This is a genomic window from Micromonospora citrea (genome assembly GCF_049629545.1).
Classification (GTDB): domain Bacteria; phylum Actinomycetota; class Actinomycetes; order Mycobacteriales; family Micromonosporaceae; genus Micromonospora; species Micromonospora citrea_A.
Map to the genome: position 1 here is coordinate 269,329 of NZ_JBNADX010000002.1, position 24,292 is coordinate 293,620.

Sequence of the window (24,292 nt, forward strand, 5' to 3'; positions counted from 1 at the left end):
CGGAGTCGGATGGGCCGGACGAGGGGTCGGTCACGGCGGTGATCTTAGAGCGGTTCCGGCACCGGGCACCGCCCCGTCTCCGCCCCAGACCGCACCGAACCGGCCGCCATCAGCGGCACTCCTCGACCCGTACCTGGAGTTCGACCGGCCGGTCCCAGCCCTCCGGCACCCGGTCCAGCCCTGTGGTGCCGGCGGACGCGCGACAGCCGCGCACGCGGCAGGTACAGGACCGCCGTGCGGCGCGACCGGCGCAGGAGCGCCGTGCGGTGGTGTCGGTTGCCGGCCGGGGGCGGACGGCGGACCGGACCTCGGCGACGCGGGCCCGTGTCCACCGTGCGAGGGGTCGGTCGCGCCGAGGATCACAGGGCGGCGCCGGACGGGCGGGGGCCCGGGAAGTCAGCGGGGATCGGTGGGGCAGGGGAAGGGGTGTGTCACGCCGTCGACAACGCTGATGGGCATTGCAGCTAGACGTCGTACGTGGCGCCGGCGCGGACCACTTCCAGCGGCCCGGTGTACGCCCCGGACGCCGCCTCGATGGTCTGCGACTCGCTGCCCCAGGCGACCACGAGGTGGGTGAGCAGGAGCCGGCCCGCCCCCGCCTTGGTGGCCGCCTCGCCGGCCTCCCGGCCGGTCAGGTGCAGGTCCGGCGGGTTGTCCAGGCCGTCGAGGTAGCTCGCCTCGCAGAGGAAGACGTCGGCGTCCTGGGCCAGCCGCAGCAGGGCGTCGCACGGGGCGGTGTCCGAGGAGTAGCAGAGCACCCGGCCGTCGTGCTCCAGTCGCACCCCGTACGTCTCGACGGGGTGGTTCATCCGGTCGACGGTCACGGTGAACGGGCCGATCGGGAAGGTGCCGGGTTGCAGGCCGTAGAACTGGTAGACGTCCTCGACCGTGCTGTCCTCCTGGCCGTACACGGCGGCGAGCCGGTCCGGGGCGCCGGACGGGGCGTACACCGGCAGCGGCGGGTACGGGCCGTCGGGGGCGTACCGGCGGACCACGACGTACGAGGCGGCGTCGAGGATGTGGTCGCAGTGCAGGTGGGTCAGGAGGATGGCGTCGGGGGCGTGCAGCCCCACGTAGCGCTGGAGGGTGGAGAGCGCGCCGGAGCCGAAGTCCACCAGGAGGCGGAACCCGTCCGCCTCGACCAGGTACGCGGAGCAGGGCGATTCGGGGCCGGGGAAGCTGCCCGCGCAGCCGAGGACGGTCAGTCTCATCCGGTCGCCCCACTGTCACCGACCGTAGTCGACACGCCGGTGTCAGCACCGCAGATGATCTCTACCGACGCGTACGCCACGCTGCGCAGCCTACGCGCAGCGACGGCGGGGCAAGAATCATCTACTGGAACTTGTCATCAACGTGACACCCACGGGGCCGGCCGGCGAGGCGCCGGCCGGCCCCGTGGTCGGGCATCATGCCCAGAGCTGTCCTTCGAGGGCGTCCTCGGCGTCGGCGAGGGTGCCGCCGTACGCGCCGGTGGAGAGGTACTTCCAGCCGCCGTCGCAGACCACGAAGGCGACGTCGGCCCGGCGGCCCTCGCGCACCGCCTCGTGCGCCACGGCCAGGGCGGCGTGCAGGATCGCCCCGGTGGAGAAGCCGGCGAAGATCCCCTCCACCTCGACGAGCTGCCGGGTACGCAGCACCGCGTCCCGGGTGCCGACGGAGAACCGCCGGTTCAGCACGGTGGCGTCGTAGAGCTCCGGGACGTACCCCTCGTCGATGTTGCGCAGGCCGTAGACCAGCTCGCCGTAGCGCGGCTCGGCGGCCACCACCTGGATGCCGTCGACCTTCTCGCGCAGGTACCGCCCGGTGCCCATCAGGGTGCCGGTGGTGCCCAGACCTGCCACGAAGTGGGTGATCGTGGGCAGGTCGTGCAGTAGCTCCGGCCCGGTCGTCTCGTAGTGCGCCCGGGCGTTGGCCTCGTTGCCGTACTGGTAGAGCATCACCCAGTCGGGGTGCTCGGCCGAGATCTGCTTCGCGGTCGCGACGGCCTGGTTCGAGCCGCCGGCGGCCGGCGAGAAGATGATCTCCGCGCCGTACATCCGGAGCAGCTGGACCCGCTCGGTGGAGACGTTCTCCGGCATCACGCAGACCAGCCGGTAGCCGCGCAGCTTGGCCACCATGGCCAGCGAGATGCCGGTGTTGCCGCTGGTGGGCTCCAGGATGGTGTCACCCGGACGGAGCCGACCGGCCTGCTCGGCCGCGCGGACCATGAACAGGGCCGCGCGGTCCTTGATGCTGCCGGTCGGGTTCCGGTCCTCCAGCTTCGCCCAGAGCCGCACCGGCGGCGCCCCGTCGGGCACCGTCGGCGAGAGCCGGGGCAGCCCCACCAGGGGAGTGCCGCCGCAGGCGTCGAGCAGGCTGTCGTACCGCGCCATGACGGCCGCCGTCAGCGGACGGCGGCGACGCGGCGGCCACCGGCCAGCGCCGCGGCGGCCGCGCTGTGCTGGGCGATCGCGGCGGCGGCCGCGAAGCCGAAGGCGCCACCGGCGACGGCCGGCAGGATGGTCACGCTGTCGCCGTCGTTGAGCTTGGCGTCCAGCGCGCCCAGGAAACGGACGTCCTCGTCGTTGACGTAGACGTTGACGAAGCGGTGCAGCGCGCCGGCGTCGGTGACCAGCCGGGCCTTCAGGCCGGCGTGCCGGGAGTCCAGGTCGGTGAGCAGGTCGCCCAGGGTGTCCCCGGCGCCCTCGACGACCTTCGCGCCGCCGGTGTAGCTGCGCAGGATGGTGGGGATGCGAACCTCGATGGCCATGGTGGCGTGCTCCTTGATCGGGTGTGCTCGGTGACGGGAGAGAGGGAACGGGGCTGAAGGGTCAGCGGCCCGAACACTCGTAGTCGACCGTCGCCGGGCTCTGCCCGAACATGTAGGACTGCACCGCGTGCGGGTCAACGGCGGCGTCCACGATCCGCACCGGCTCCTCGGTCACCACGCCGTCGACGATGCGGAAGGAGCGGATCTCCTCCGTGTCGGGCTCGCGCGTGGAGACCAGCAGGTAGTGGGCCCCGGGCTCACCGGCGAAGGAGATGTCCGTGCGGGACGGGTACGCCTCCGTCGCGGTGTGCGAGTGGTAGATGACGACCGGTTCCTCGTCGCGGTCGTCCATCTCCCGCCACACGCGCAACTGCTCCATCGAGTCGAACTCGTAGAACGTCATCGAACGGGCGGCGTTGTCCATCGGGATGTGCCGGGTGGGGGTGTCGCTGCCGGCGGGACCGGCGACCACGCCGCACGCCTCGTCCGGGTGGTCCCGGCGCGCGTGGGCGACGATCGCCTCGACGATCGACCGGTCGATACTCAGCACGTGGCCCAGCCTAGCGCCCACCCGCCGGGTGCGGCGAGGCGGCGACCGTCACACTTCAGTCGATCAAGGCGTTGAGCAGGGACTCCTGGAGGTAGCCGAGGTAGGCGTATACCGACAGTTGGAACACCCGGGACGAGGTGGGGTCCTCGGCGACCGCGTCGTCCAGCTCCTCGCCCAGGTCGGTGCCGTCCTTGATCTCCAGCCGGACGCCCATCGCCAGCCGGGCGTCGTTGAGCGCCCGCAGCCACGCCTCGGCCGCCTCGGCGTCCAGCCGCACCTCGCCGCCGGCGGAGTCCGGCAGCGCGGCCAGGATCGCCCCCGCCTGGTCGATCTTGGCGGTCTTGAGGTCGCCCTCGGTGTAGCGACGGAACTCCGCGGTCCCGGCCGGGTCGTCCGGGTACGCCTCGGGGAAGAGCCGCCCGACCACCGGGTCGCCGTGGTCGAACCCGTCGGTGAGCAGCCCGACCACCTCGGAGGCGACCTTGCGCAGCACGCGCACCTCGTCGACGGCGAAGGTGGCGACGTAACGGTCGCCCCGGCGGCGGAACATGCTCACGAGCGCTCCACCGTCGCCCACAGCCCGTACGCGTGCAGCTGCGACGCGTCGTGCTCCATCCGCTCCCGGGCGCCGCTGGACACCACGGCCTTGCCCTTGTGGTGCACGTCCAGCATGAGTTTCTCGGCCTTCTCCCGGCTGTACCCGAAGAGCTTCTGCAGGACCCAGGTCACGTACGTCATGAGATTGACCGGGTCGTCCCAGACGATCGTCACCCAAGGCCGGTCCGACACCGGCACCTCGTCGGTGTCCGGCGTCTCGACCGGTGCAACCTGTGGAGCCGCCATGCCCCCCATCGTGCCACCGGATCCGGCGAACCGATGAACCGGAACGCCGGGGACGTCCGGTTCACCCTCCCGGACCGCGGTGACCGGGCCGGGCGACAGCGCGTGGGCCACCCGCTCAGGCGAGCAGGATGCCGTGGTCGAGGGCATCGGAGAGCACCGCGTCGAGCGAGAGACGGATCACCTCGAAGCGCCGGGACACCTCCCGGCACAGCTCCAACTCGACCTCGCGCAGCGCCCGCTGGGCCCAGGACCGGGCGCCGCTCGGGTCGTCGTTGCCGGGGCTGCGCCAGTGCTGCCAGCACCCGCCGGAGAGCGCCACGCCGACCGGCGGCAGGACCTCGTCGCGCGGTGCGCCGGGGTGCCCGGCGAGCGCGTCGAGCGCCGCCGCGCCGGTCAGGTCGCCCACTCCGGCGGTGCTGGTCACCAGGAGCACCCGGTCGAGGCCCTGCCCGGACGGCTGGTCGGCCAGCCGCAGCCGGGTGGCCCGGGCGATGCGACGCCGGACCCCCTCGGCCACCGGCGCGCCGAGCACCCGCGCCGCGGCCTCGTCGACGATGGCACGGACCGCCTCGTCGCACTGCGCGGTGGCGAGCAGGGACAGCGCCTCCATCTCCCGGTCCAGCAGTTGCGGCAGACCCGCGCAGCCCACCCCGAAGACGATCTCCTGGACCACCCGCAGGTGGGCGTTGGCGAGTTCCAGGGCGAGGTGCTGGCGGATGCTGCGGGCACAGGTACGGCTCTGCCGTTCCAGCCACTCCGACCACGCCCCCGCGTCGGCATCCGGCGGCACGCTCACCCGACCACGCTCGCCGGGCAGCTCGGGCGGTTGCAGGCTGGCGCGGCGCAGCCCCTCGTCGGCCGCCCAGCCCACCAGCGCCCGGCGCAGGCCGGGATGCTCGGCCCGGTGCACCGGGAACCACCGGGCCTCGGCCAGCGCCGGCACGGCGGCGAGCAGCGCCGCCCGGTGCGCCTCGACGCTGACCTCCGCCGGGTCCACCGCCGACGGGACGGACTCCCCCGTGTCCTCCGTCCCGGCCGCCTCGCTCGTCGTCGCCCACCCTCCGGCGCCCGGGGTGACCACGAAGAAGACCTCGACCGACGCGCGCGCCACCTGGGTGAGTAGATGCAGCTCGGCGGCGCCGAAGGCCTGGTCCGCGCCGATCACGAAGAGCAGCGCCCCACCGCGCCCGACCGCGTCGAGCAGCACCCGGCCGCCGGCGACGCCGAGGGTGTCGGTGTCCGGCGTGTCGAGCAGCCCGAAGTGGCGCAGCAGCGGCTCGGGCAGGTGCAGCTCCACCCGCCGCGGCGGCCGGGCCAACGCGGGGCCGGCGGCTGCCTGGTCCGCGCCGTAGGAGTGCGGCTGCCGGTAGCCCGGCACGTAGGCGGCGCGGGTGGCCGTCCGGTCGTGCCGGACGAGCAGGGTGCTGCCGGTCGGCACGTCGAGCATGCCGGAGGAGACGCCCAGCAGGGCGGCGAGCACCTCGCGCCGGGCGGCGCCGGCCGGGCCGGCGGCGACCACGGTGAGCGGCTCGTCGGACGCGGGCTCGGTGACCCCCAGGCGGGTCGTCAGCGGAGCGCAGCGGGGCAGCCCGGCTGCGCCGCCTGGACCGCCGGGCACGTCGACCCCGGGGAGTGGGCCGGGTCTCATCGGTGGCCTCCCGGTAGGGCGGGCAGTGGCTCCGCCCGCGGGTACGTCCGGTGTGGTGGCACCCCGGATGCCGGAAGAGTAAAGGCTCTTACCGACTGGCACGGAACACCTCGGATACTCACCGGTAACTGCGAGATTACTCAACTTCGCAGCGTGACGGTGCCCGCGCGGACGGAATTCCATCGATATGCTGCTCCGATGAGTCGGTGGTGTTTCGTCGGCCGAACGGACGAACTTGACCGTCTGCAATCGGCGGTGGACGGGGTCGAGGGACGCGGACTCTTCTTCAGCGGCCGCGCCGGTGTCGGCAAGAGCCGCCTGCTGCGCGAGGGCGTCGCCGCGCTGCCACCCGAGCGCTACGCGATCTGGTACGTCGCCGCCAGCAGCGCCACCGCCGCCCTGCCCTTCGGCGGGCTGGCCCAGGTGCTCCCCGCCGAGCAACCGGAGGGCCTCTCCCCCGCCGGGGTGCTGCGCTGGGCCGTGGAGGTGCTCCGGGAGCAGGCGGCCGGCCGGCGGATCGTGCTCGCCATCGACGACGCCCACCTGCTCGACCCGCCGTCGGCCGCGCTGGTCCACCTGCTCGCCCGGCAGGAGAACACGACCGTCCTCGGGACACTGCGCAACGGCGAGCAGATCCCGCTGCCGATCCGGGCGCTCTGGACCGACGACCTGGTCGAGCACGCCGAGCTGGCCCCGCTGGGCCCCACCGAGACCGCGAACCTGCTCGCCGCCATCCTGGACGGCCCGGTCGACGCCGGCTCCGCCGAGCGACTGTTCCGGCTCTCCGCCGGCAACCCGCTGCTCCTGCGCGAACTGGTGCTCGCCGCGGCCGGCGGGGGCGAGCTGGACCGCCGCTACGGGGTATGGCGCTGGACCGGCCGGCTGGAGCTCGCCCCCAGCCTGACCGACCTGATCGACACCCGGATCGGCCGGCTGGAGTCCGGCGTGCGGGCGGTGGTGGAGCTGGTCGCCTTCGGCGAGCCGCTCGGCCTGCACCTGCTGAACCAGGCCGCCGACCCGGCCGACGTGGAGCTGGCCGAGGAACGCGGCCTGATCACCGTGGTGCAGGACGACCGGCGCTTCGACGTCCGGCTGGCCCACCCGCTGTACGGCGAGATGATGCGCCGCCGCTGCCCGGTCAGCCGGACCCGGCGGTTGCAGGCCCACCTGGCCGAGCTGCTGGAGGCGGTCGGCGCGCGCCGTCGGGGCGACCTGCTCCGGGTCGCCGTGTGGCGGCTGGACTCCGGCACCGCACAGGACGGCACGCTGCTGCTGGGCGCGGCCGCGCAGGCGTTCGCCCGCTACGACGTACCCCTGGCGACCCGGCTGGCCCGCGCGGCGCTCGACGCCGACGGCGGCTTCGACGCCGCGGAGCTGCTCGCCACCATCCTCATGTTCGCCGACCGGCCGGACGAGGCGGTCCGGGTGCTCGACGCGGTGACCGGCGAGGTCACCTCCGACCGGCGGCTCAGCCGCTGGCTGACGGTACGCGGCATGGTCACCTACTGGGGGCTCAGCCGGCAGTCCACGGTGGAGGAGATCGCCCGCGCGGGCGCCGAGCTGGCCGACCCCGGCGACCAGGCACGGGTCCGGGCCTTCGAGGCGATCATGCGGCTGCACGGCCTCGACCCGGCGGAGGCGCTGCGGCTGTCCCGCTCGGTGCTCGACCGCCCGGCCGCCGGCGTGGCGGCCCGCGAGCTGGCCCGGTGCACCATCGCCCACCTGGACGCGGCGCGGGGGCAGTTCCGGCGCAGCGCGGCGGCGATCGCCCGGGTGCAGGCCGAGGCGCCGGCCTGGCGGGCCGACATGCCCTACCTCCAGCTGGCCATGGAGCTGGCCCGGGGCACCCGGCTGGCGCTCGCCGGTGACCTGGCCGGCATCGACGCGATCGCCGCGGACGAGTTCGCCGACCTGGCCGGGGCGGGCGACTTCCGGCTCGGCACCGGTTACCTGGCCATCCTCCAGGCGTACGCGGCCCGGCTGCGCGGGCGCAGCGGCGACGCCCTCAAGATCAGCCTCGGGGCCTGCGCGGTGCTGGCCACCAGCCGGGTCTACGCGGGGCTGGCGCACGCCGAGCGGGCCCAGGCCGCCGCGCTGCACGGCGACGCCGGGGCGGCGGCGGAGGCGATGGCCGAGGCGGACCGGGTGCACACCCCCGGCATGGCGGTGCTGTACCCGTGGCTGGAGCAGGCCCGCGGCGCGGTGCTGGCGGCCGGTGACGACCTGCCCGGGGCGACCAAGCACCTCGCGGAGCTGGCCGACCGGCTGCGCGCCGACGGGCTGGCCGGGCACGAGGTGCTGGTCCTGCACGACCTGGTCCGGCTGGGCCGGGCGGACGCGCCGGTCGGGCCGACCTGCACCGACGGCAGCCGGCGTACGGTGGCGCAGCGGTTGACCGAGCTCTCCGACCGGGTCGACGGGGTGCTGCCGCCGCTGCTCGCCCGGTACGCCCGGGCCACCGTCGCCGGCGACGCCGCCGACCTGCTGGAGGTGGCCGACGCCTTCGCCGCGCTGGGCCTGACGGTGTGGGCCGCCGAGGCCGCCGCGATCGCCCTGCACGGGCTGCGCCGGGGACGTGCCGCGTCGGCCGCCGCCGCCCACCAGCGGCTCGGCGTCCTGCTCGGCGCCGCCGACCAGATCCGCACCCCGGCGTTGGAGGCGCTGCGCCCGGCGCTGACCGACCGGGAACGGCAGATCGCCGGGCTGGCCGCGGCGGGGGTGACCAGCCGGGTGATCGCCGAGCGACTGTTCCTCTCCACCCGGACGGTGGAGAACCACCTCCAGCGGGTCTACAGCAAGCTCGGCATCACCGGCCGGGCCGAACTGCCGGCGGCGTTGCGGTCGATCACGGGCCACGACGGCGACGGGACGGAGTGAACTCTAGGCTGGGGCGGTGACCACCCTTCGCCCCGCGCTGCTGACCGACCACTACGAGCTGACCATGGTCAGTGCCGCCCTGCGGGACGGCACGGCCGAGCGCCGCTGCGCCTTCGAGGTGTTCAGCCGGCGGCTGCCGACCGGCCGGCGGTACGGCGTGGTCGCCGGGACGGGCCGGCTCATCGACCTGATCCGCGACTTCCGCTTCGACGCGGCGGAGATCGACTTCCTGCGCCGCACCGGCGTGGTCGACGACGCCGCCGCCGAATGGCTGTCCGGTTACCGCTTCACCGGCGACATCGACGGGTACGCCGAGGGTGAACTCTTCTTCCCCGGCTCGCCGATCCTCACCGTCTCCGGCAGCTTCGCCGAGTGCGTGGTGCTGGAGACGCTGGTGCTCTCGGTGCTCAACCACGACTGCGCGGTGGCGGCCGCCGCCGCCCGGATGGTCACCGCGGCCCGGGGCCGGGCCCTGATCGAGATGGGTTCGCGGCGGGCGCACGAGGAGGCGGCGGTGGCTGCGGCGCGCGCGGCGTACCTGGCCGGTTTCCGGTTCACCTCCAACCTGGCGGCGGGGCAGCGCTACGGCATCCCCACCGCCGGCACGGCCGCCCACGCGTTCACCCTGCTGCACGACGACGAGCGGGCGGCGTTCGCCTCGCAGGTGGCCACGCTGGGCAAGGACACCACGTTGCTGGTCGACACGTACGACATCACCCAGGGCATCCGCAACGCGATCGAGGTGGCCGGGCCGGAGCTGCGGGCCGTCCGGATCGACTCGGGGGACCTGACGGTGATCGCCCAGCAGTCCCGGGAACTGCTCGACTCGCTCGGGGCGACCGAGACGAAGATCATCGTCTCCGGCGACCTGGACGAGTACGCCATCGCCACGCTCGCCGCCGAACCGGTCGACATGTACGGCGCCGGCACCGCCGTGGTCACCGGCTCCGGCGCGCCGACCGCCGGGCTGGTCTACAAGCTGGTCGAGGTGGAGGGCCGGGCGGTGGTCAAGCGCTCGGAGCACAAGGCCACCATCGGCGGCCGGAAGGTCGCGGTACGCCGGCACAAGCCGACCGGCACCGCCACCGAGGAGGTCGTCGTGCCGCAGGGCGTGCCGGACCGGCAGCCCAACGACCGGCTGCTGCAACGCTCCTTCATCGTCGACGGGGAGCCGGTGGCGCTGCCGTCGCTGGACGAGTCCCGGGAGCACCTGCGGCAGTGCCTGATCTCGATCCCCTGGGAGGGGTTGAAGCTCTCCGCCGGTGACCCGGCCGTTCCGGTCACCGTCGTACCGGCAAGCTGAGGAAGGACACCTCCGATGGCCAACGCCTTGATCATCGTGGACGTGCAGAACGACTTCTGCGAGGGCGGCTCGCTCGCCGTCGCCGGCGGCGCCGGCGTGGCCGGCGGGATCTCCCGGCTGCTCGCCGCCGAACCGCAGCGCTGGGACCACGTGGTCGCCACCAAGGACTACCACGTCGACCCGGGGGCGCACTTCGGCGATCCGCCGGACTACGTCGACTCCTGGCCGCGGCACTGCGTGGTGGGCACCGCCGGCTCCGAGTTCCACCCCGAGCTGGAGACCGGCCGGGTGGAGGCGATCTTCCACAAGGGCGAGCACGCCGCCGCGTACTCCGGCTTCGAGGGGCACGCGGAGGGCGGCGAGTGCCTGGCGGACTGGCTGCGCCGACAGGGCGTGGACCGGGTCGACGTGGTCGGCATCGCCACCGACCACTGCGTACGCGCCACCGCGCTGGACGCGGCCCGGGAGGGCTTCGACACCACGGTGCTGCTCGACCTGACCGCCGCCGTCGCACCGGAGACGCTCGACGTGGCGCTGCGGGCGATGCAGGGCGCCGGGGTGACGTTGCGGGGTGAGGCTGTGATGCGGGCCGCTTGAGCCGGTAAACGGCTTGCCGATGTCGTACCCCCGGCGAAGGATGACCGCCGGAGGTACGGACCATCATGAACTTGACACCTTACCGGCAGGCGCTCGCCCAGCCCGGACTCCGGTCGTTGCTGCTGGTGTCCGTACTGGCCCGTATCCCGCTCACCGCGACCGGGGTGACGCTCACCTTCTTCGTCGTGCTCGACCTCGGCCGCGGCTACGGCGCCGCCGGCCTGATCGGCGCCGCGCTGACCGTGGGCGCCGCGATCGGCTCGCCGCTGCTCGGCCGCCTCGTCGACCGGTACGGCCTGCGCCCGGTGCTCGCCGTCACCACCGTCGCCGAGGCGGTGTTCTGGGCGAGCGCACCGGCGCTGTCGTACCCGGTGCTGCTGCCCGCCGCGTTCTTCGCCGGCCTGCTCGCCCTGCCGGTCTTCTCGGTGATCCGCCAGTCGATCGCCGCGCTGGTGCCGCAGGAGCGGCGCCGCCCGGCGTACGCGTTGGACTCGATGTCGGTGGAGCTGTCGTTCATGGTCGGGCCGGCGCTCGCCGTGGCCCTGGCCACCACCGTCTCGGCGCGGTTCACGCTCTGGGCGGTCGGCGCGGGCGTCGTCGGCGCCGGCATCGCACTCTGGCTGATGAACCCGCCCACCCGCAGCGCGGACGAGCCGGTGGGGCCGCAGCCCCGGGTGCCCCGCCGGGTCTGGCTGACGCCCCGGCTGCTGGCCGTGCTGGCGGTGAGCGCCGGGGCCACCCTGGTGCTGGGCGGCACCGACGTCGCGGTGGTCGCCGTGCTGCGCGCCGGCGGCGAGGTCGGCTGGACCGGCGCCGTCCTCGCCATGTGGGCGGTGGCGTCGCTGGTCGGTGGCTTCGCGTACGGCGCGGTCAAGCGTTCCTTCTCCCCGCTGGCGCTGGCCGCCGCGCTCAGCCTCTGCACCATCCCGGTCGGGCTGGGCGGCGGCCACTGGTGGCTGCTCTGCCTGGCCCTCGTCCCGGCAGGCGCGCTCTGCGCCCCGACCCTCGCGGCGACCGCCGACGCGGTGAGCCGGCTGGCCCCCGCCGGGGTCCGCGGTGAGGCGATGGGCCTGCACGGCTCCGCGGTCACGGTCGGCATCGCGCTGGGCGCGCCGCTGGCCGGCGCGGTGATCGACGCCTCGGTGCCGCTGTGGGGCTTCGCGGTGACCGGCGCGGTCGGGCTGCTGCTGACCCTGGCGGTGCTCCCGCTGGAGCTGCGCCACCGTCGCGCGGCGGCCGTCGTGCCGGACGCCACCGACCTGGTCCCCGCCACCACCTGACCCGGCCCGGGGCCTGGGCCTACTGGCTCGGGGCCTGGCCTGCTACTCACGTGCCCGGCCGACGCGCCGATGGCCGATGTCACCGACGTGGCAGCACCGGCGGCCACCGTCAGCGCGGTCGACGCCGCGCCCACCCCGGCACTCCGGCCGCTCTTGCTCTGCTGCCACCGATGCGCCAGATACACAGCGTGGTGGTCATCGTGCTCCGGCCACCGGACGCCCAACGGACAACCCCTGCTCACCGCAGTGGTGCGTCCGTGGCAGCAGAGCAAAGCGGCGACAGCGACCCCTCACCCTCCAGCCACACCGATCACCCTCCGTGATCGCGACCCGACATCGACCCGTCGGGAACGGTCCGCAGCCCACCGCCGGACACGATCGATCGCCGCCGCGCTCGATCGGCACAGCCCACCGGCTCGGGGGCAGCGAGCGTACCGGGATGAACGGCGACGGGCGCCGTACCCCTGGTGTGGAGTGCGGCGCCCGTGGCGGTGTCGTGCGGAGCGTCAGCGCTTGTCGCTGGCGGTGTCCTCCTGGTAGCTGGCGCCACCGTCGGACTCGGACGTGAGCGGCTTGGAGCCACCCTCCGGCGGTCCGGCCAGGGTCTGGCCGGCGGCCAGCTCCGGGAACTTGTGGTCGAAGGCCGGCCGCTCGGAGCGGATCCGCGGCATCCGGTCGAAGTTGCGCAGGGGCGGCGGGGAGGTGGTCGCCCACTCCAGCGAGTTGCCGTGGCCCCACGGGTCGTCGACCTCGACGACCGGCCCGGTCTTGTACGACTTCCAGCAGTTCCAGATGAACGGCAGGGTCGAGATACCGGTGATGAACGCGCCGATCGTGGAGATCATGTTCAGCGTGGTGAAGCCGTCGCTGGGCAGGTAGTCGGCGTACCGACGCGGCATGCCCTCGTTGCCCAACCAGTGCTGGATGAGGAACGTGGTGTGGAACCCGATCATCGTCAGCCAGAAGTGGATCTTGCCCAGCCGCTCGTCGAGCATCCGGCCGAACATCTTCGGGAACCAGAAGTAGATGCCACCGAAGACGGCGAACACGATGGTGCCGAAGAGCACGTAGTGGAAGTGCGCCACCACGAAGTACGAGTCGTGCAGGTGGAAGTCCAGCGGCGGGCTGGCCAGCAGCACACCGGTGAGGCCACCGAAGAGGAAGGTCACCAGGAAGCCGACGGCGAAGAGCATCGGCGTCTCGAAGGTGATCTGGCCCCGCCACATGGTGCCGATCCAGTTGAAGAACTTCATACCGGTCGGCACGGCGATCAGGTAGCTCAGGAAGCTGAAGAACGGCAGCAGCACCTGGCCGGTGGAGAACATGTGGTGCGCCCACACGCTCATCGACAGGGCGGCGATGGCGATGGTCGCGGCGACCAGGCCCTTGTAACCGAAGATCGGCTTCCGCGAGAAGACCGGGATGATCTCGGTGATGATGCCGAAGAACGGCAGCGCGATGATGTAGACCTCGGGGTGCCCGAAGAACCAGAACAGGTGCTGCCAGAGCATCGGCCCGCCGGTCGCCGGGTCGTACACGTGGGCGCCGAGCAGCCGGTCCGCGGCCAGCGCGAAGAGCGCGGCGGCCAGCAGCGGGAAGATCAGGATCGCCAGCAGGCTGGTGACCAGCATGTTCCAGGTGAAGATCGGCATCCGGAACATCGTCATGCCGGGGGCGCGCAGGGTCAGGATCGTGGTGATCAGGTTGACCGCGCCGAGGATGGTGCCCAGACCGGAGATGGCCAGGCCGACCACCCACATGTTCGCGCCGACGCCCGGCGAGTGCTCGACCGTGCTCAGCGGGGTGTAGGCGGTCCAACCGAAGTCGGCGGCGCCACCCGGGCTGATGAAGCCGGCCGTCGCCATGGTGCCTCCGAAGAGGTACAGCCAGTAGGCGAAGGCGTTGAGCCGGGGGAAGGAGACGTCCGGCGCGCCGATCTGCAGCGGCACGACGTAGTTCGCGAAGGCGAACACGATCGGCGTCGCGAAGAACAGCAGCATGATCGTGCCGTGCATGGTGAACAGCTGGTTGTACTGCTCGGGCGACAGGAACTGCAGGCCCGGCCGCGCCAGCTCGGCTCGCATGATCAGGGCCATCAGGCCACCGATCATGAAGAACACGAACGCGGTGACCATGTACATGATCCCGATCTGCTTCGCGTCCGTGGTGCGCAGCAGCCGCGCGATGGCCGACCCCTTGACCGGCTCTCGGACCGGCCATGGCCGGGTCACGACCGGCTTGGGTGCGACGGTGGTCACGAATGGCCTCCGGTTCTCGGTTGTCCCGCTCGGCACGCGCTGTCATCTGCGAGCCGTCATCCGCAAGGAGGATAGTCCCCGGCAGGTGGCAACGCCGCTCGGGGTGGTGCGGCATGCTGGGCGGGGGGTCTGTCCCGCGATCGGGCCGGGCCGAGGCGGGCGACCTGTCCCGCGATCAGAGCGGGTCGACCAGCAGCCGGTAGTGCTCGCGGAAGATCCGGTCGCCGCGTCCGCGCAGCAGCGGGTCGCGCAGCGCCGGCGGGACGTCGCGGGTCCGGTTGCGGTCCCGGGTCCGGTCCCGCACCCATCGGGTACGCGGACGACGGCGGCTCTCGTACGCCACCAGCGCCGCCTCGACGGTGCCGGCGGCCTGCAGCGACTCGGCGAGGACCACCGCGTCCTCCAGCGCCATCGCGGCGCCCTGGCTCAACGTCGGCGCGGTGGCGTGCGCGGCGTCGCCGACCAGCAACACCCGGCCGCGGTGCCAGCGTCCCAGCTCCACCTCGTCGGTGAGCCCCACCTGCACGTCGCCGCCGATCGCCGCCAGCACGGCCGGCACCGGGCCGCCGTAGGAGCCGAAGAGCTCCCGCAGCCGGGCCGACGGGTCGGCCGGTGCGACGGTGCCGGCCTCGTCGGCGTAGCAGTAGAGCCGTCCCGCGCCGATGGGCACCACGAGGAAGCCGGCGCGCTGGCCCAGCAGGGCGGTCCAGTCGGTGACCTCCGGCCCGTCCCGGACCACGGTGCGGTAGACCACCTGGCCCGCCGGGCGGGGCGGGCCGCCGAGCGCGGCCAGGCTGCGTACCGCCGATCGGGGCCCGTCGGCGCCGATGACCAGGTCGTACTCGCCGCCGGTGCCGTCGGTGAAGGTGACCCCGACACTGGCGGGCAGCAACTCCACGGCGCTGATCTCGGCGCCGTGCCGGACCGCGCCACCGGCGCCGCTGAGCAGCACCTGGTACAGGTCGCGACGGGGCAGCGCCCGGCAGTCGCCCACCCCGGCCCAGAGCGCGTCGAGATCAACCTCACAGAGCGGCTCACCCGCCGCGTCGAGGAAGCGCTGCCGGTGGATCACCTGCCCGTACGGCCGGAGCGGGTCGTGCAGGTCGAGGCGGCGCAGCGCCCGCGCCGCGTTGCCGGGGAGGTAGAGGCCGGTGTCGACGAGTTCGTTCGGGGGGAGCTTCTCGGTGACGTCCGGCCGGAACCCCGCCAGGCGCAGTGCCCGGGCCACGGCGAGGCCGGCGATGCCCGCGCCGACGACGAGGATGCGCAGGGGGGAGCTGCCACCCATGGTGGTGTACGCCTCCGGAGGGGTTCGGCACGCGTTGGAGGCAAGACACTACTCCCCGCGATTGACGCACGGTAGACCTGATCGGCCCTGGCGCGCACACTCCTCGGAGTGATGACGCCATTCGCGCATCTCATTCACGTCGCCGCCCGGACGAGCCGTCCTCGTTCGGGCCGGCAACCACCGCCACCCTGCGGCTGACCTGCGACATCGATCAGCCCGGCGACGTCTTTCGCGATGGCGCGTGAAGCTCCACGCCTCCCACGCCGGATGATCACGTGAATTCACTTAACCGGTTCGGTTGCAAAGTAGTTGCAGGCATGTAAATGTGTCGACTGAACTTGGGAGCGCTCCCGCCCGTGTCCCCCGTCCCACTCGGCGCCCCCGCGCCGGAGTCCAAGGAGCATCATGAAACGTTCACTCCGGGCCATCGCCGCGGCCGGCCTGCTGGCCGCCGGGTCGATCGTCGCCGTCGCCCTCGGCGGCAACGCCTCCGCCGACACCCAGATCTGCGAGCAGTACGGCTCCACCACGATCCAGAACCGGTACGTGGTGCAGAACAACCGCTGGGGCACCACCGCCCAGCAGTGCATCAACGTCACCAGCACCGGCTTCGAGATCACCACCCAGCAGGGCTCCTCGCCGACCAACGGCGCGCCGGTGTCGTACCCGTCGGTCTTCGCCGGCTGCCACTACACCAACTGCTCCCCCGGCACGAACCTGCCGATCCAGGTCAGCCAGATCAGCAGCGCCACCAGCAGCATCAACTACAAGTACGTCAGCGGAGCCACCTACAACGCCTCGTACGACATCTGGCTCGACCCCACGCCCAAGCGCGACGGGGTCAACCAGATGGAGATCATGATCTGGCTCAACCGCCAGGGCCCGATCCAGCCCATCGGCTCCCCGGTCGGCACCGCCACCATCGACGGTCGCAGCTGGGAGGTCTGGCGCGGCAGCAACGGCTCCAACAACGTCATCTCGTACCTCGCGCCGTCGGCGATCAGCAGCGCGAACCTCAACCTGCTGGCGTTCATCAACGACACCCGCAACCGGGGCGCGATCACCAGCAGCTGGTACCTCACCAGCATCCAGGCCGGCTTCGAGCCGTGGCAGGGCGGCGCCGGCCTCGGCGTGACGTCCTTCTCGGCCAACGTCAACGGCGGCGGCTCGACCACCCCGCCCACCACGACGCCGCCGACCACCACCCCGCCGTCGTCGCCCCCGCCGTCGAACGCCGCCTGCACGGTGAAGTACACGCCGGCGAGCGTCTGGAACAGCGGCTTCACCGCCGACGTGACGATCACCAACCGGGGCTCCAGCACCATCAACGGCTGGAACCTGACCTACAACCTGCCGTCGGGGCAGCGGGTCACCAACGCGTGGAACGCGACCGTGACGCAGAGCGGGTCCGCGGTGAGCGCGCGGAACGTGAGCTTCAACGGGTCGATCGCGCCTGGGGGTACCGCGAACTTCGGGTACCAGGGGACGCTGAGCGGGGCGTACTCGTCGCCGACCAGCTTCTCACTCAACGGGGTCGCCTGCTCGCGGGTGTAATCCTGCCAGCAAACGGAAGGGGGCGTGACCCGACGGGTCACGCCCCCTTCCCTGTTCACCGGACGGCGGGTGGCTACAGGCTCCTACTAGTCACCCAGGAACCACAGGTAAAGGCCCACACCATTCTCGACCTGCGAGCACAATCTATCGATTTCCGCTACGACATCCGCCCCCAGAACATCGCGAACAGGCGCACAGGAAAGCTCCCGCCTAAGCCTCTTCACCTGTCGTGAATTGAACATCGTGTCCGCGTAGGGCAACAGACTGCCCCCCAGGAATGGGAACTCCTCCTCGTTCAGCCGACCAATGGTGGCAAACCACTCGAGGCCGCAGTTGCCGTGCTGCTGCACAACGCCGGACTCGTCACGCACCTCAAGATCGATCACGCCCGCCCTCCTTCGTCAATCCGGGTGAACGGATGTGACATTGCCGTCTTCCACCCACACGGCAATAGTATGCAATTCGTTTCCGTCCTTGTCGAAGCCCACCGGGTGGATGCTGTTGATCCGCAAGACATGACGGTGGCCGACTCCAGTGCCGATATTTGTCTTGTCCACGGGCTTCCTCATCGCCAGCTTAGCCCAGTTACGAATATGATCCGGGGTGACCCAGTCGTCGAACTTCGACTTCTTGTACCACTTTCCATAATCTGGATGGTTCGGGTCATGCCGCGGGAGAATATGCTCGTTCATCTGCTTGTCGGAAATTGTTCCGCTCCCGCAGTTGTGGACGAGCACCGCCCGCTCTCCCGCCACCACATAGTACGTGTGGATGTCGTCGACGGTCAGATTGTGGACCCGGGTCGTCTCGGACCAGTGCTTGACGCCGGCAATCCGCATCCGATCTCCGGAGGGGGTGAGCAGCGACTGCCCTGGGGTCAGCGCCTGGGCGTTGACCCACTCCTCGATCTCGTCCACCCAGAAGGGGTGGACGGCAGTCGCGACGATTTCGTCAGTGGCATCGCCATGGTCACCATCGATGTCAACCGTGATCCGGACAAGGTCCTTCACGCTCCTGCTCGTCCACGTGGCCACGACAGCCTTCGCGGCAGACTTCCCCGTCTTGGGATCTTCCGCCCGGACGTGGTCCCCAGGCTCAAGATCTTCAATCTTTTTCTTGCTGCCGTCGGCCATCAGGACGAGTGTTCCGGGCACGAAGCTCTGCGCCCAGGGCACCTCGCATGTATCCGCTGCGGCTTCGGCCATTTCGTCCGCCCGCTTACGGGACCTGAAGAAGGTGGTAACAGCTTCCTTGAGCCGGCCACCCAGATCCCAGAGGCGGTTCTTGAGGTCGTTGAGCTTGTCGAGACGGAAAGCGTAGCGGGCGAGCAACTTGCCGGCGGCGCCGCCGACCGCAGTGAGGACCACGTTCAACGCGGTCATCGCGCATGCGCCCATGTCGCCCTTGATGAAGCAGTCCATCGCGTCGGTGATGCCGAGTTCGTCGGCGATGATCTTGCCGAGCTCCTTGGCGATCGCGATGACGATCTGCTTCGCCCGCTCGGCCTCCTGCCGGGCGCGGGTCACCTCCGGCGGTTCGGACGGCCGCGGCTTCTTCGGCGTGACCTTGATGACCGTCCACTTGCCGCTCTTCGGGTCCTGGGTCAGCTTCTGGTCCGGGCGGTCCTTCCAGTACTTGTCCTCCGCGGCGCCGCCGTCCGTCGCGAGCGGCTTCAGACCGTTGGCGTCACTGAAGGTCAGCGGGTTGTTCACCGCGTACGAGTACCCGTGCATCTGCTGCGGATCGGCCGGATCGATGATCGGGTCGACGGAGATGAAGCGGCCGATCAACGGGTCGTACTCGCGGGCACCGAGGTGGGTCAGACCTGTGGACTCGTCCTTCGTGCCACCGACGAATCCCTTCTCGCCGAGCCACTCACCCGCCCCTGGCTGGTTGCCGCGCGGGGTCCCGAACGGGGTGGACCGACGGTAGGTGAGCTGACCGCTGGTGGCGTCGACGGCGGCCTGGCCGGTGCCGTGACGGTCCGTCGCCTGGAACTGCAGCCCGCTGACGGTCCGTACCACCGACATCTTGTCGGTGACCTGGTAGAAGCGGGTGCCGTCGACCACATTGGTGGCGTGGTCGAGCCGCAGTTCCATGCCCGGGAGGTAGACGGTGGTGGCGTTCGGCTCCTTGCGGACCATGCGGTTGCCGTCGGCGTCGTAGATGAAGCTGGTGGTCTGGCCGTTCTTCGTCGCCGAGGCGAGATGCCCCTCGGCGTCCCAGACCAGCGACTGATCCTCCCCGATCTGGGTCCGCTTGGTGGTGTTGCCCACCTTGTCGTATTCGTAGGAGTAGAGCCGGTCACCACCCGAGGTCTTCTCCGTCACCGAGCGGACCGTGTGCGGCTGCGGCTGGCCGGCGTCCGGATAGCCGTAGATCCGCTCGATCTTCTCGCTGCCACCTGCGGCGTGCTGCGTCTCGGTGAGCCGGTTGCCGGTCACGTCGTAGGTGTAGCTGTGGTGGTAGGGAGCCGCTCCGCTCACACCACTGGTCGCCGGGCCACCGGCGCACGGGTCGGTGACGGTGCTCCCGGTGCTCCACGCCTCGGTCAGTCGCCGCAGGTAGTCGTAGTTGAAGCACTGGATGTCCCGCTGACCGTTGGCCGGGGTGTCGGCGACGCTCAAAACGTTGCCGGCCTGGTCGTACGTGTACTGCTGGTCGATGTCCGACGGCGGATCGGTGGGCTCCGGCTGACCCGGCGCCACGATCACCTGACGGGTCAGCATGCTGCGGCTGAGCCGCTTGGTGCCCTCCTCGTAGAAGTAGGTGCCCCAGGCCTTGCGGCCACCGGTGTTCAACTCGACCTGCTGGAGCTCACCGGTCTGTGCGTACTTCGTGCCGGTCACGTAGGACTGCTGCCCTGCGGTGCCCGAGCCGGTGATGTTGGTGACCCGCTGGAGGCTGTCGTACGTGTACGTCACGCTCTCCTGGGCCAGGCCGCCGGCCGCCGGGAATCCGATGTTCCTGACGGTGCCGTCGTTGTTGTAGGCGGTGTGGAAGCGGTAGACCCCACCCAGCTTGTCATCGAGGGTCGGCTTCGGGATGGAGTACCGGACCTCCGTCGCGCGGTTGAACGCGTCCCGGGCCGGATAGAAGACCTGGTACTTCAGCGCGCCCACGTATCGGGTGGACGAGTAGAGCTGTCCCTTGGCGACCGTGTCGAACACGAACTCGGTGAGCTTGGTGCCGGTCAGGACATCACCTTGGTAGGTCGCCGTCTTGCGGCCCAGCACGTCGTAGGCGTAGGACACCCGCACGTTCTCGGCGTTGACGGTCGACGTGAGCTGGTCGTACCCGTTGTACTCGTAGATCGTCGTGCCCGTGTCCGGATCGACGGCGGAGATCTTGCGGCCACGCTGGTCGTAGGCGTACCGCCAGATGTTGTTCGCCGCGTCCTTCACCGTCTCCGGCTGACCGGCCGCCGTGTACGTGTACGTCGTCTCGTCGTACTCGCCGGACGGGCCTGCGCCCTTGTACTGGCGCAGGGCGCGGACCTGCCCGCGGGCGTCGGTGATGGTGGTGGTCGGCGTCGCCCCGGTCGGCGGGTCGACATGGGTCCGGTCACCGCCGTACGAGGTGACGGTCCGCCACTTCTCCTCGCCCGCCACCAGGGTGATCGCGTTGGTCACCCGGTCGGCGCCGTCGTAGACGTACTCCGACTGGAGGTCAGTGTCACCGGTCAGCGTCGGCAGCAGTTGCCCGGACGGTGCGCCGGCGGCGTAGTACGAATCGTTGACCCGACCGGCCTGGCCGGTGGCGGTGTAGTAGGTCTCGGCGACCATCCGGCCACCGTCCGGACCAGGACTCTGGGTCTGCCGCGGCCGCAGCAGACCGTCGTAGATCTCGTACGACGCGACGTACACGCCGGAGTTGTCCAGCGACTCGGTCTTCACCGCGATCGGCTTCGACGTCTCGACGATGTAGCTGTACCGGACGCTCGGCGCCGTCGGAGTGCTGGCCTTGGCGCGGTCCGGCAGCCACACGCCGGTGACCCGGCCGAGCTTGTCGTACTCGACGTCGGTGCGCCGGTTGTTCCAGTCGAGCTGGACGGTGGGCTGACCCCACGCCGGGTGGAACTCGGTGGTCGCCGAGAAGTTGGTGTCGGTGCCCGCGACCTTGATCGTCGGGGACTTCTCCACCTTCTTCGTGGTCAGGCCGTTCGTCTCGGTGTAGGTGATGGTGGTCAGCGCGCCGGAGATGTCCTTGGCGGTGTCCGGCCGACCGTACTTGTCGAAGGTGCTCTCACCCACCGTGACGTAGCTGGCGGTGGTGCCGTCGTGGCTGGACAGCTTCTCGACCTTGGTGGCGTTGCCCCGGGTCGGGGTGGCGCCGAAGGCCAGACCGTCGTACGACGTGCGGGCGTCGGACAGCACCTGGGTCGCCCGGTTCGGCGTCGCCGAGCAGGCGACGGCGACCGTCTCCTCCCGTGCCACCAGGGTGCGCAGTCGCGGCGTGGCGCTGTCCGCGTACGTCGTCCGGGTGCACCGGTCGTCAGCGGGAGTGCTCACGTCGCCCAGGTCCTCGACCTGGGTGACCCGGCCCACCGGGTCGGTGTAGGAGGCGGTCTTGACGTCGTACGTGGTGACCGACTTGGTCTCCCGCCACGAACCGTCCTCGAGCAGGGTGAAACCGCGGTTCACCGACGGCTTGACCATCCAGGCCCGGTCGGTGCCCCAGGTCCAGGTCTTGCTGGCGGTCTCCTGGCGCCACGGCGTCGCCACCGACTTGCTGATGATCTTTGAGCCGTCGTAGACCTTCGTCTCGAACTCGAAGCCGGCGAACTGGTCGTGATCAGTGTGGGTGGTGCCGACCGAGTCCGTACGGGTCTCGGTACGGGTGCCGCCGCCGGCGGAGGCGGGCAGCTTGTCGCCGTGCATGCCCCGCAGGAAGTGGTGCTCGGTCAGCGTCGTCTTGAGCTGCTCGCTGCCCTTGCGGATCCGCACCTTCTCGTACCCGCGCCACTGGTTCCAGGTCAGGTACTTCGCCTCGGTGATGCCGTTGGGCTCACCGTGCCGCCAGGCGGCGTCGCCCAGGTACTCGTACTCGGTGACCATGTCGGGCGCGATGGACGTGCCCGGGACCACCGTGGTCATGTCGCTCTCGGTGACCGTCTTGACCACGTACTTGTGGAACCAGTCGGTGACCGGGTCGGTGGCGCCGCCCGGGTGCCACATCACCGGGTAGCAGCGCTTCGTGCTGGTGCCCGGCGTGGGGAGGGTGTCGGCGGTGCAGTCGGCGTCCTCGTACCGGACGGTGATCTGACCGCCGGAGTCCGTCCAGACGGTGTTCAGGCGGGGCCGGATCAGCGGCAGGATGTTGTCGCCCGCCTTGTCGATCCGGTTGGGCAGCTGCACGGCGTCGAGCTGCACGCTGGGGACGGTGATCGGCGTCCCGCCGCCGTACACACCCTCGTGCCGGATGTGGGTCAGCCAGAGGCTGCGGCTGCCGTCGGCGTTGTTGGTCCAGTTGTGGTCCAGCTTCCAGGCGTCGACCGGGCTCCACGCGGTGGCGTTGCGGATCTCGGTGGTGATCTGCGTGACGCGCTTGCGGGTCCAGAAGCTCGGCGACGCCTGCGTGGTCTTGCACTTGGTGGCCGCCGGGCAGTTGCGGTCCCACGGGACGTCCGGCCAGTGGTTGGCGGTGGAGTCGTTCAGGTCGCCCGGGTTGCAGAGCATGGTGCCGCTCGGGATGCACCGCTCGACGATGCCGAAGGCCACGCGGGCCGCGGCGTTGGTGGTGTAGACCTCGTTGTGCCGCTGGCCGTAGTCGATGCGCTTGAGGTAGCCACCGCGGTGGTAGGCGGTGCCGTTGACGTCGAACTTGGCGTTACGGGCGTAGTAGTTGGTCTCGCGGTCGTAGAAGTACGAAACGACGTTGCCGTTGCGGTCCTTGACGTAGTCGAGGTTCCACCGCCAGCCCTGCTGGCACCAGGCGCTGGTGAAGGTGCTGTTGTAGCACTGCTCGCCGTTGTCGTCGCCGTAGACCGGCACGGTCCAGACCGAGTTGGTCTCCTCCTTGCCGGAGACCCAGCCCGGAAGCCGGTGCATGCCGAAGTAGTACTCGGCGCCGTCGGTGGTGGTGACCACCCAGTACTCGCCGTCGCGCTCGTCGCCGTTGACGGCACCGGTCTCCCGGCGGATCTTCGAGCCGTCGTCGCTGGAGAAACGCCACCCGGTGCCGTCCTGGACCAGCTCGCTGGAGCGACCGTTGAGCATCAGCGTGAGGTTCTCGTGCGACCAGCAGAGGTCGCCGACTCCGTCGTGCCCGTCCTCGGTGCACGGCTTGTACTGCCGTTCCACGTAGCCCGGGTCGTAACCGAAGCCCTCGCCGATCCAGCTGCCCTGGTTGTTGGTCGCCGCGGTGCGACCGTCCACCGTCTGGGAGTTGTAGGACAGGACGATCGATGGGTTCGCGCCGCCGGGGACCGGCGGGACCCGCATCGGGTAGGACCAGTTGAACGCGCCGTTGGACGGGGAGACGCTCCACTTCGACGACGGCGTCAGCTCGGTGGCGCCGTAGTTGCCCTGGGCGGAACTCTCCGTCGCGGTCATCGCGTACGTGGTGGCCGCGGTCCCGGCCTGCACCGTCGCGGTGAGGGTGCGGGCCTCGGCGTCGTTGACCGTGGGCACCGGCTGGGGAAGACAGGCGGCGTCACCGGCCGGCCGGCCGGCGCAGTCGGCAATCTTGACGAGGCTCAGCCGCGCGCCGAAGTCGCCGCCGAAGGCGTCGGCCACACCCGCGTAGCTGAGAGTCAGCCGAACCTGGCCGGAGGCGCCGACGCCGTCGTTGCGGCTGACCCGGAGGACCGGACCGTCCACCTTCGCCCGGGCGGACGCGCCACGGTCGAGGGTCTCCACCCGGATTTTGGTCGGCCGGACCGCCTCCGGCCGCGACAGCGAGCGCGCCTCGGCCTTGGCCGAGGTCGTCGTCGGGGCCGCCGTCACCACGAGACCGCCGACCGTGGTGGCCCTCGCCGGTGCGGCGGTACGGGCGGACGCCTTCGTCGTCGCCGACACGGGGACGTCCACCGACGCCGCGGTGGGCCAACTGACCTTCGGGGCGCTCTTCAGCGCGTTCTTCACCGCGTCGCCCACCTGGCGGGGGCGGGCCGGCGGAGCCGGCCTGGCCGGGGCCGGGTCCTCCTCGGCCTGGGTCTTCGGGGCCGAGGGCTTGGCCTGCGCGGTCGGCGACGGCGGCACCGCCTGGAGGAAGCCGGCGGTGACCACGACGCTCATGCCCCACGCGAGGCCACGCCGCAGGCGCGCCCTCCGTGGAGAGGGTGGACGGGACAGGGGTAGTGACATCGCTACTCCAAGTGACAGCAAGAGAGCAGACAGGGGTG

16 protein-coding genes are annotated in these 24,292 nt (G+C 71.3%); 5 read left to right on the forward strand and 11 right to left on the reverse strand.

Annotated features, from left to right (window positions below; all coding sequences use genetic code 11):
* Positions 1-464: 464 nt before the first annotated feature.
* The 7 genes from ACPFP2_RS03835 to ACPFP2_RS03865 form a co-directional block, all read right to left on the reverse strand.
* On the reverse strand, positions 465-1,211 hold the full coding sequence (locus tag ACPFP2_RS03835) for an MBL fold metallo-hydrolase (RefSeq protein WP_424086118.1): 747 nt from the start codon (positions 1,209-1,211) through the stop codon (positions 465-467).
* 195 nt (positions 1,212-1,406) lie between these two features.
* Positions 1,407-2,372 carry a PLP-dependent cysteine synthase family protein gene (locus ACPFP2_RS03840; protein WP_424086120.1) on the reverse strand — a complete coding sequence of 322 codons (966 nt, stop codon included), beginning with the start codon at positions 2,370-2,372 and terminating at the stop codon, positions 1,407-1,409.
* Between the two features lie 11 nt (positions 2,373-2,383).
* Positions 2,384-2,749 (reverse strand): MoaD family protein, encoded by a 366-nt coding sequence (locus tag ACPFP2_RS03845; protein WP_424086122.1) that lies wholly within the window; start codon positions 2,747-2,749, stop codon positions 2,384-2,386.
* A gap of 61 nt (positions 2,750-2,810) precedes the next feature.
* The gene (locus ACPFP2_RS03850; RefSeq protein WP_088977704.1) at positions 2,811-3,299 is read right to left on the reverse strand and encodes a Mov34/MPN/PAD-1 family protein; all 489 of its coding nucleotides are present in this window, start codon (positions 3,297-3,299) and stop codon (positions 2,811-2,813) included.
* A gap of 55 nt (positions 3,300-3,354) precedes the next feature.
* Positions 3,355-3,849: a DUF2017 domain-containing protein gene (locus ACPFP2_RS03855; RefSeq protein WP_424086333.1), complete on the reverse strand. Its 495-nt coding sequence runs from the start codon at positions 3,847-3,849 to the stop codon at positions 3,355-3,357.
* A gap of 2 nt (positions 3,850-3,851) precedes the next feature.
* Complete coding sequence (gene clpS / locus ACPFP2_RS03860; protein ID WP_424086125.1) at positions 3,852-4,142, reverse strand: ATP-dependent Clp protease adapter ClpS; 291 nt, start codon at positions 4,140-4,142, stop codon at positions 3,852-3,854.
* 115 nt (positions 4,143-4,257) lie between these two features.
* Entirely contained in the window at positions 4,258-5,790 is a 1,533-nt protein-coding gene (locus ACPFP2_RS03865; protein WP_424086127.1) for a hypothetical protein, read from the reverse strand.
* 198 nt (positions 5,791-5,988) lie between these two features.
* Between ACPFP2_RS03865 and ACPFP2_RS03870 the strand changes: the two genes are divergently transcribed.
* From ACPFP2_RS03870 to ACPFP2_RS03885, 4 genes are all read left to right on the forward strand, one after another.
* Entirely contained in the window at positions 5,989-8,667 is a 2,679-nt protein-coding gene (locus ACPFP2_RS03870) for a LuxR C-terminal-related transcriptional regulator (RefSeq protein WP_424086129.1), read from the forward strand.
* A gap of 16 nt (positions 8,668-8,683) precedes the next feature.
* The gene (locus ACPFP2_RS03875; RefSeq protein WP_424086131.1) at positions 8,684-9,970 is read left to right on the forward strand and encodes a nicotinate phosphoribosyltransferase; all 1,287 of its coding nucleotides are present in this window, start codon (positions 8,684-8,686) and stop codon (positions 9,968-9,970) included.
* Between the two features lie 15 nt (positions 9,971-9,985).
* Positions 9,986-10,567: an isochorismatase family protein gene (locus tag ACPFP2_RS03880; RefSeq protein WP_424086132.1), complete on the forward strand. Its 582-nt coding sequence runs from the start codon at positions 9,986-9,988 to the stop codon at positions 10,565-10,567.
* A 65-nt stretch (positions 10,568-10,632) separates the two neighbouring features.
* Complete coding sequence (locus ACPFP2_RS03885; protein ID WP_424086134.1) at positions 10,633-11,847, forward strand: MFS transporter; 1,215 nt, start codon at positions 10,633-10,635, stop codon at positions 11,845-11,847.
* Positions 11,848-12,353: 506 nt separating this feature from the next.
* On the opposite strand, the gene ctaD is transcribed toward ACPFP2_RS03885, so the two are convergent.
* Complete coding sequence (ctaD, locus tag ACPFP2_RS03890; RefSeq protein WP_424086136.1) at positions 12,354-14,105, reverse strand: cytochrome c oxidase subunit I; 1,752 nt, start codon at positions 14,103-14,105, stop codon at positions 12,354-12,356.
* Positions 14,106-14,280: 175 nt separating this feature from the next.
* Positions 14,281-15,393, reverse strand: coding sequence for an FAD-dependent monooxygenase (locus tag ACPFP2_RS03895; RefSeq protein ID WP_424086138.1), 1,113 nt, complete (start codon positions 15,391-15,393; stop codon positions 14,281-14,283).
* Between the two features lie 405 nt (positions 15,394-15,798).
* Between ACPFP2_RS03895 and ACPFP2_RS03900 the strand changes: the two genes are divergently transcribed.
* Positions 15,799-16,947: a GH12 family glycosyl hydrolase domain-containing protein gene (locus ACPFP2_RS03900; protein WP_424086139.1), complete on the forward strand. Its 1,149-nt coding sequence runs from the start codon at positions 15,799-15,801 to the stop codon at positions 16,945-16,947.
* An 86-nt stretch (positions 16,948-17,033) separates the two neighbouring features.
* Here the strand turns inward: ACPFP2_RS03900 and ACPFP2_RS03905 are convergent, their stop codons facing one another.
* Positions 17,034-17,333 (reverse strand): hypothetical protein, encoded by a 300-nt coding sequence (locus ACPFP2_RS03905; RefSeq protein ID WP_424086141.1) that lies wholly within the window; start codon positions 17,331-17,333, stop codon positions 17,034-17,036.
* A 15-nt stretch (positions 17,334-17,348) separates the two neighbouring features.
* The gene (locus tag ACPFP2_RS03910; protein ID WP_424086143.1) at positions 17,349-24,185 is read right to left on the reverse strand and encodes a polymorphic toxin-type HINT domain-containing protein; all 6,837 of its coding nucleotides are present in this window, start codon (positions 24,183-24,185) and stop codon (positions 17,349-17,351) included.
* Positions 24,186-24,292: the final 107 nt, after the last annotated feature.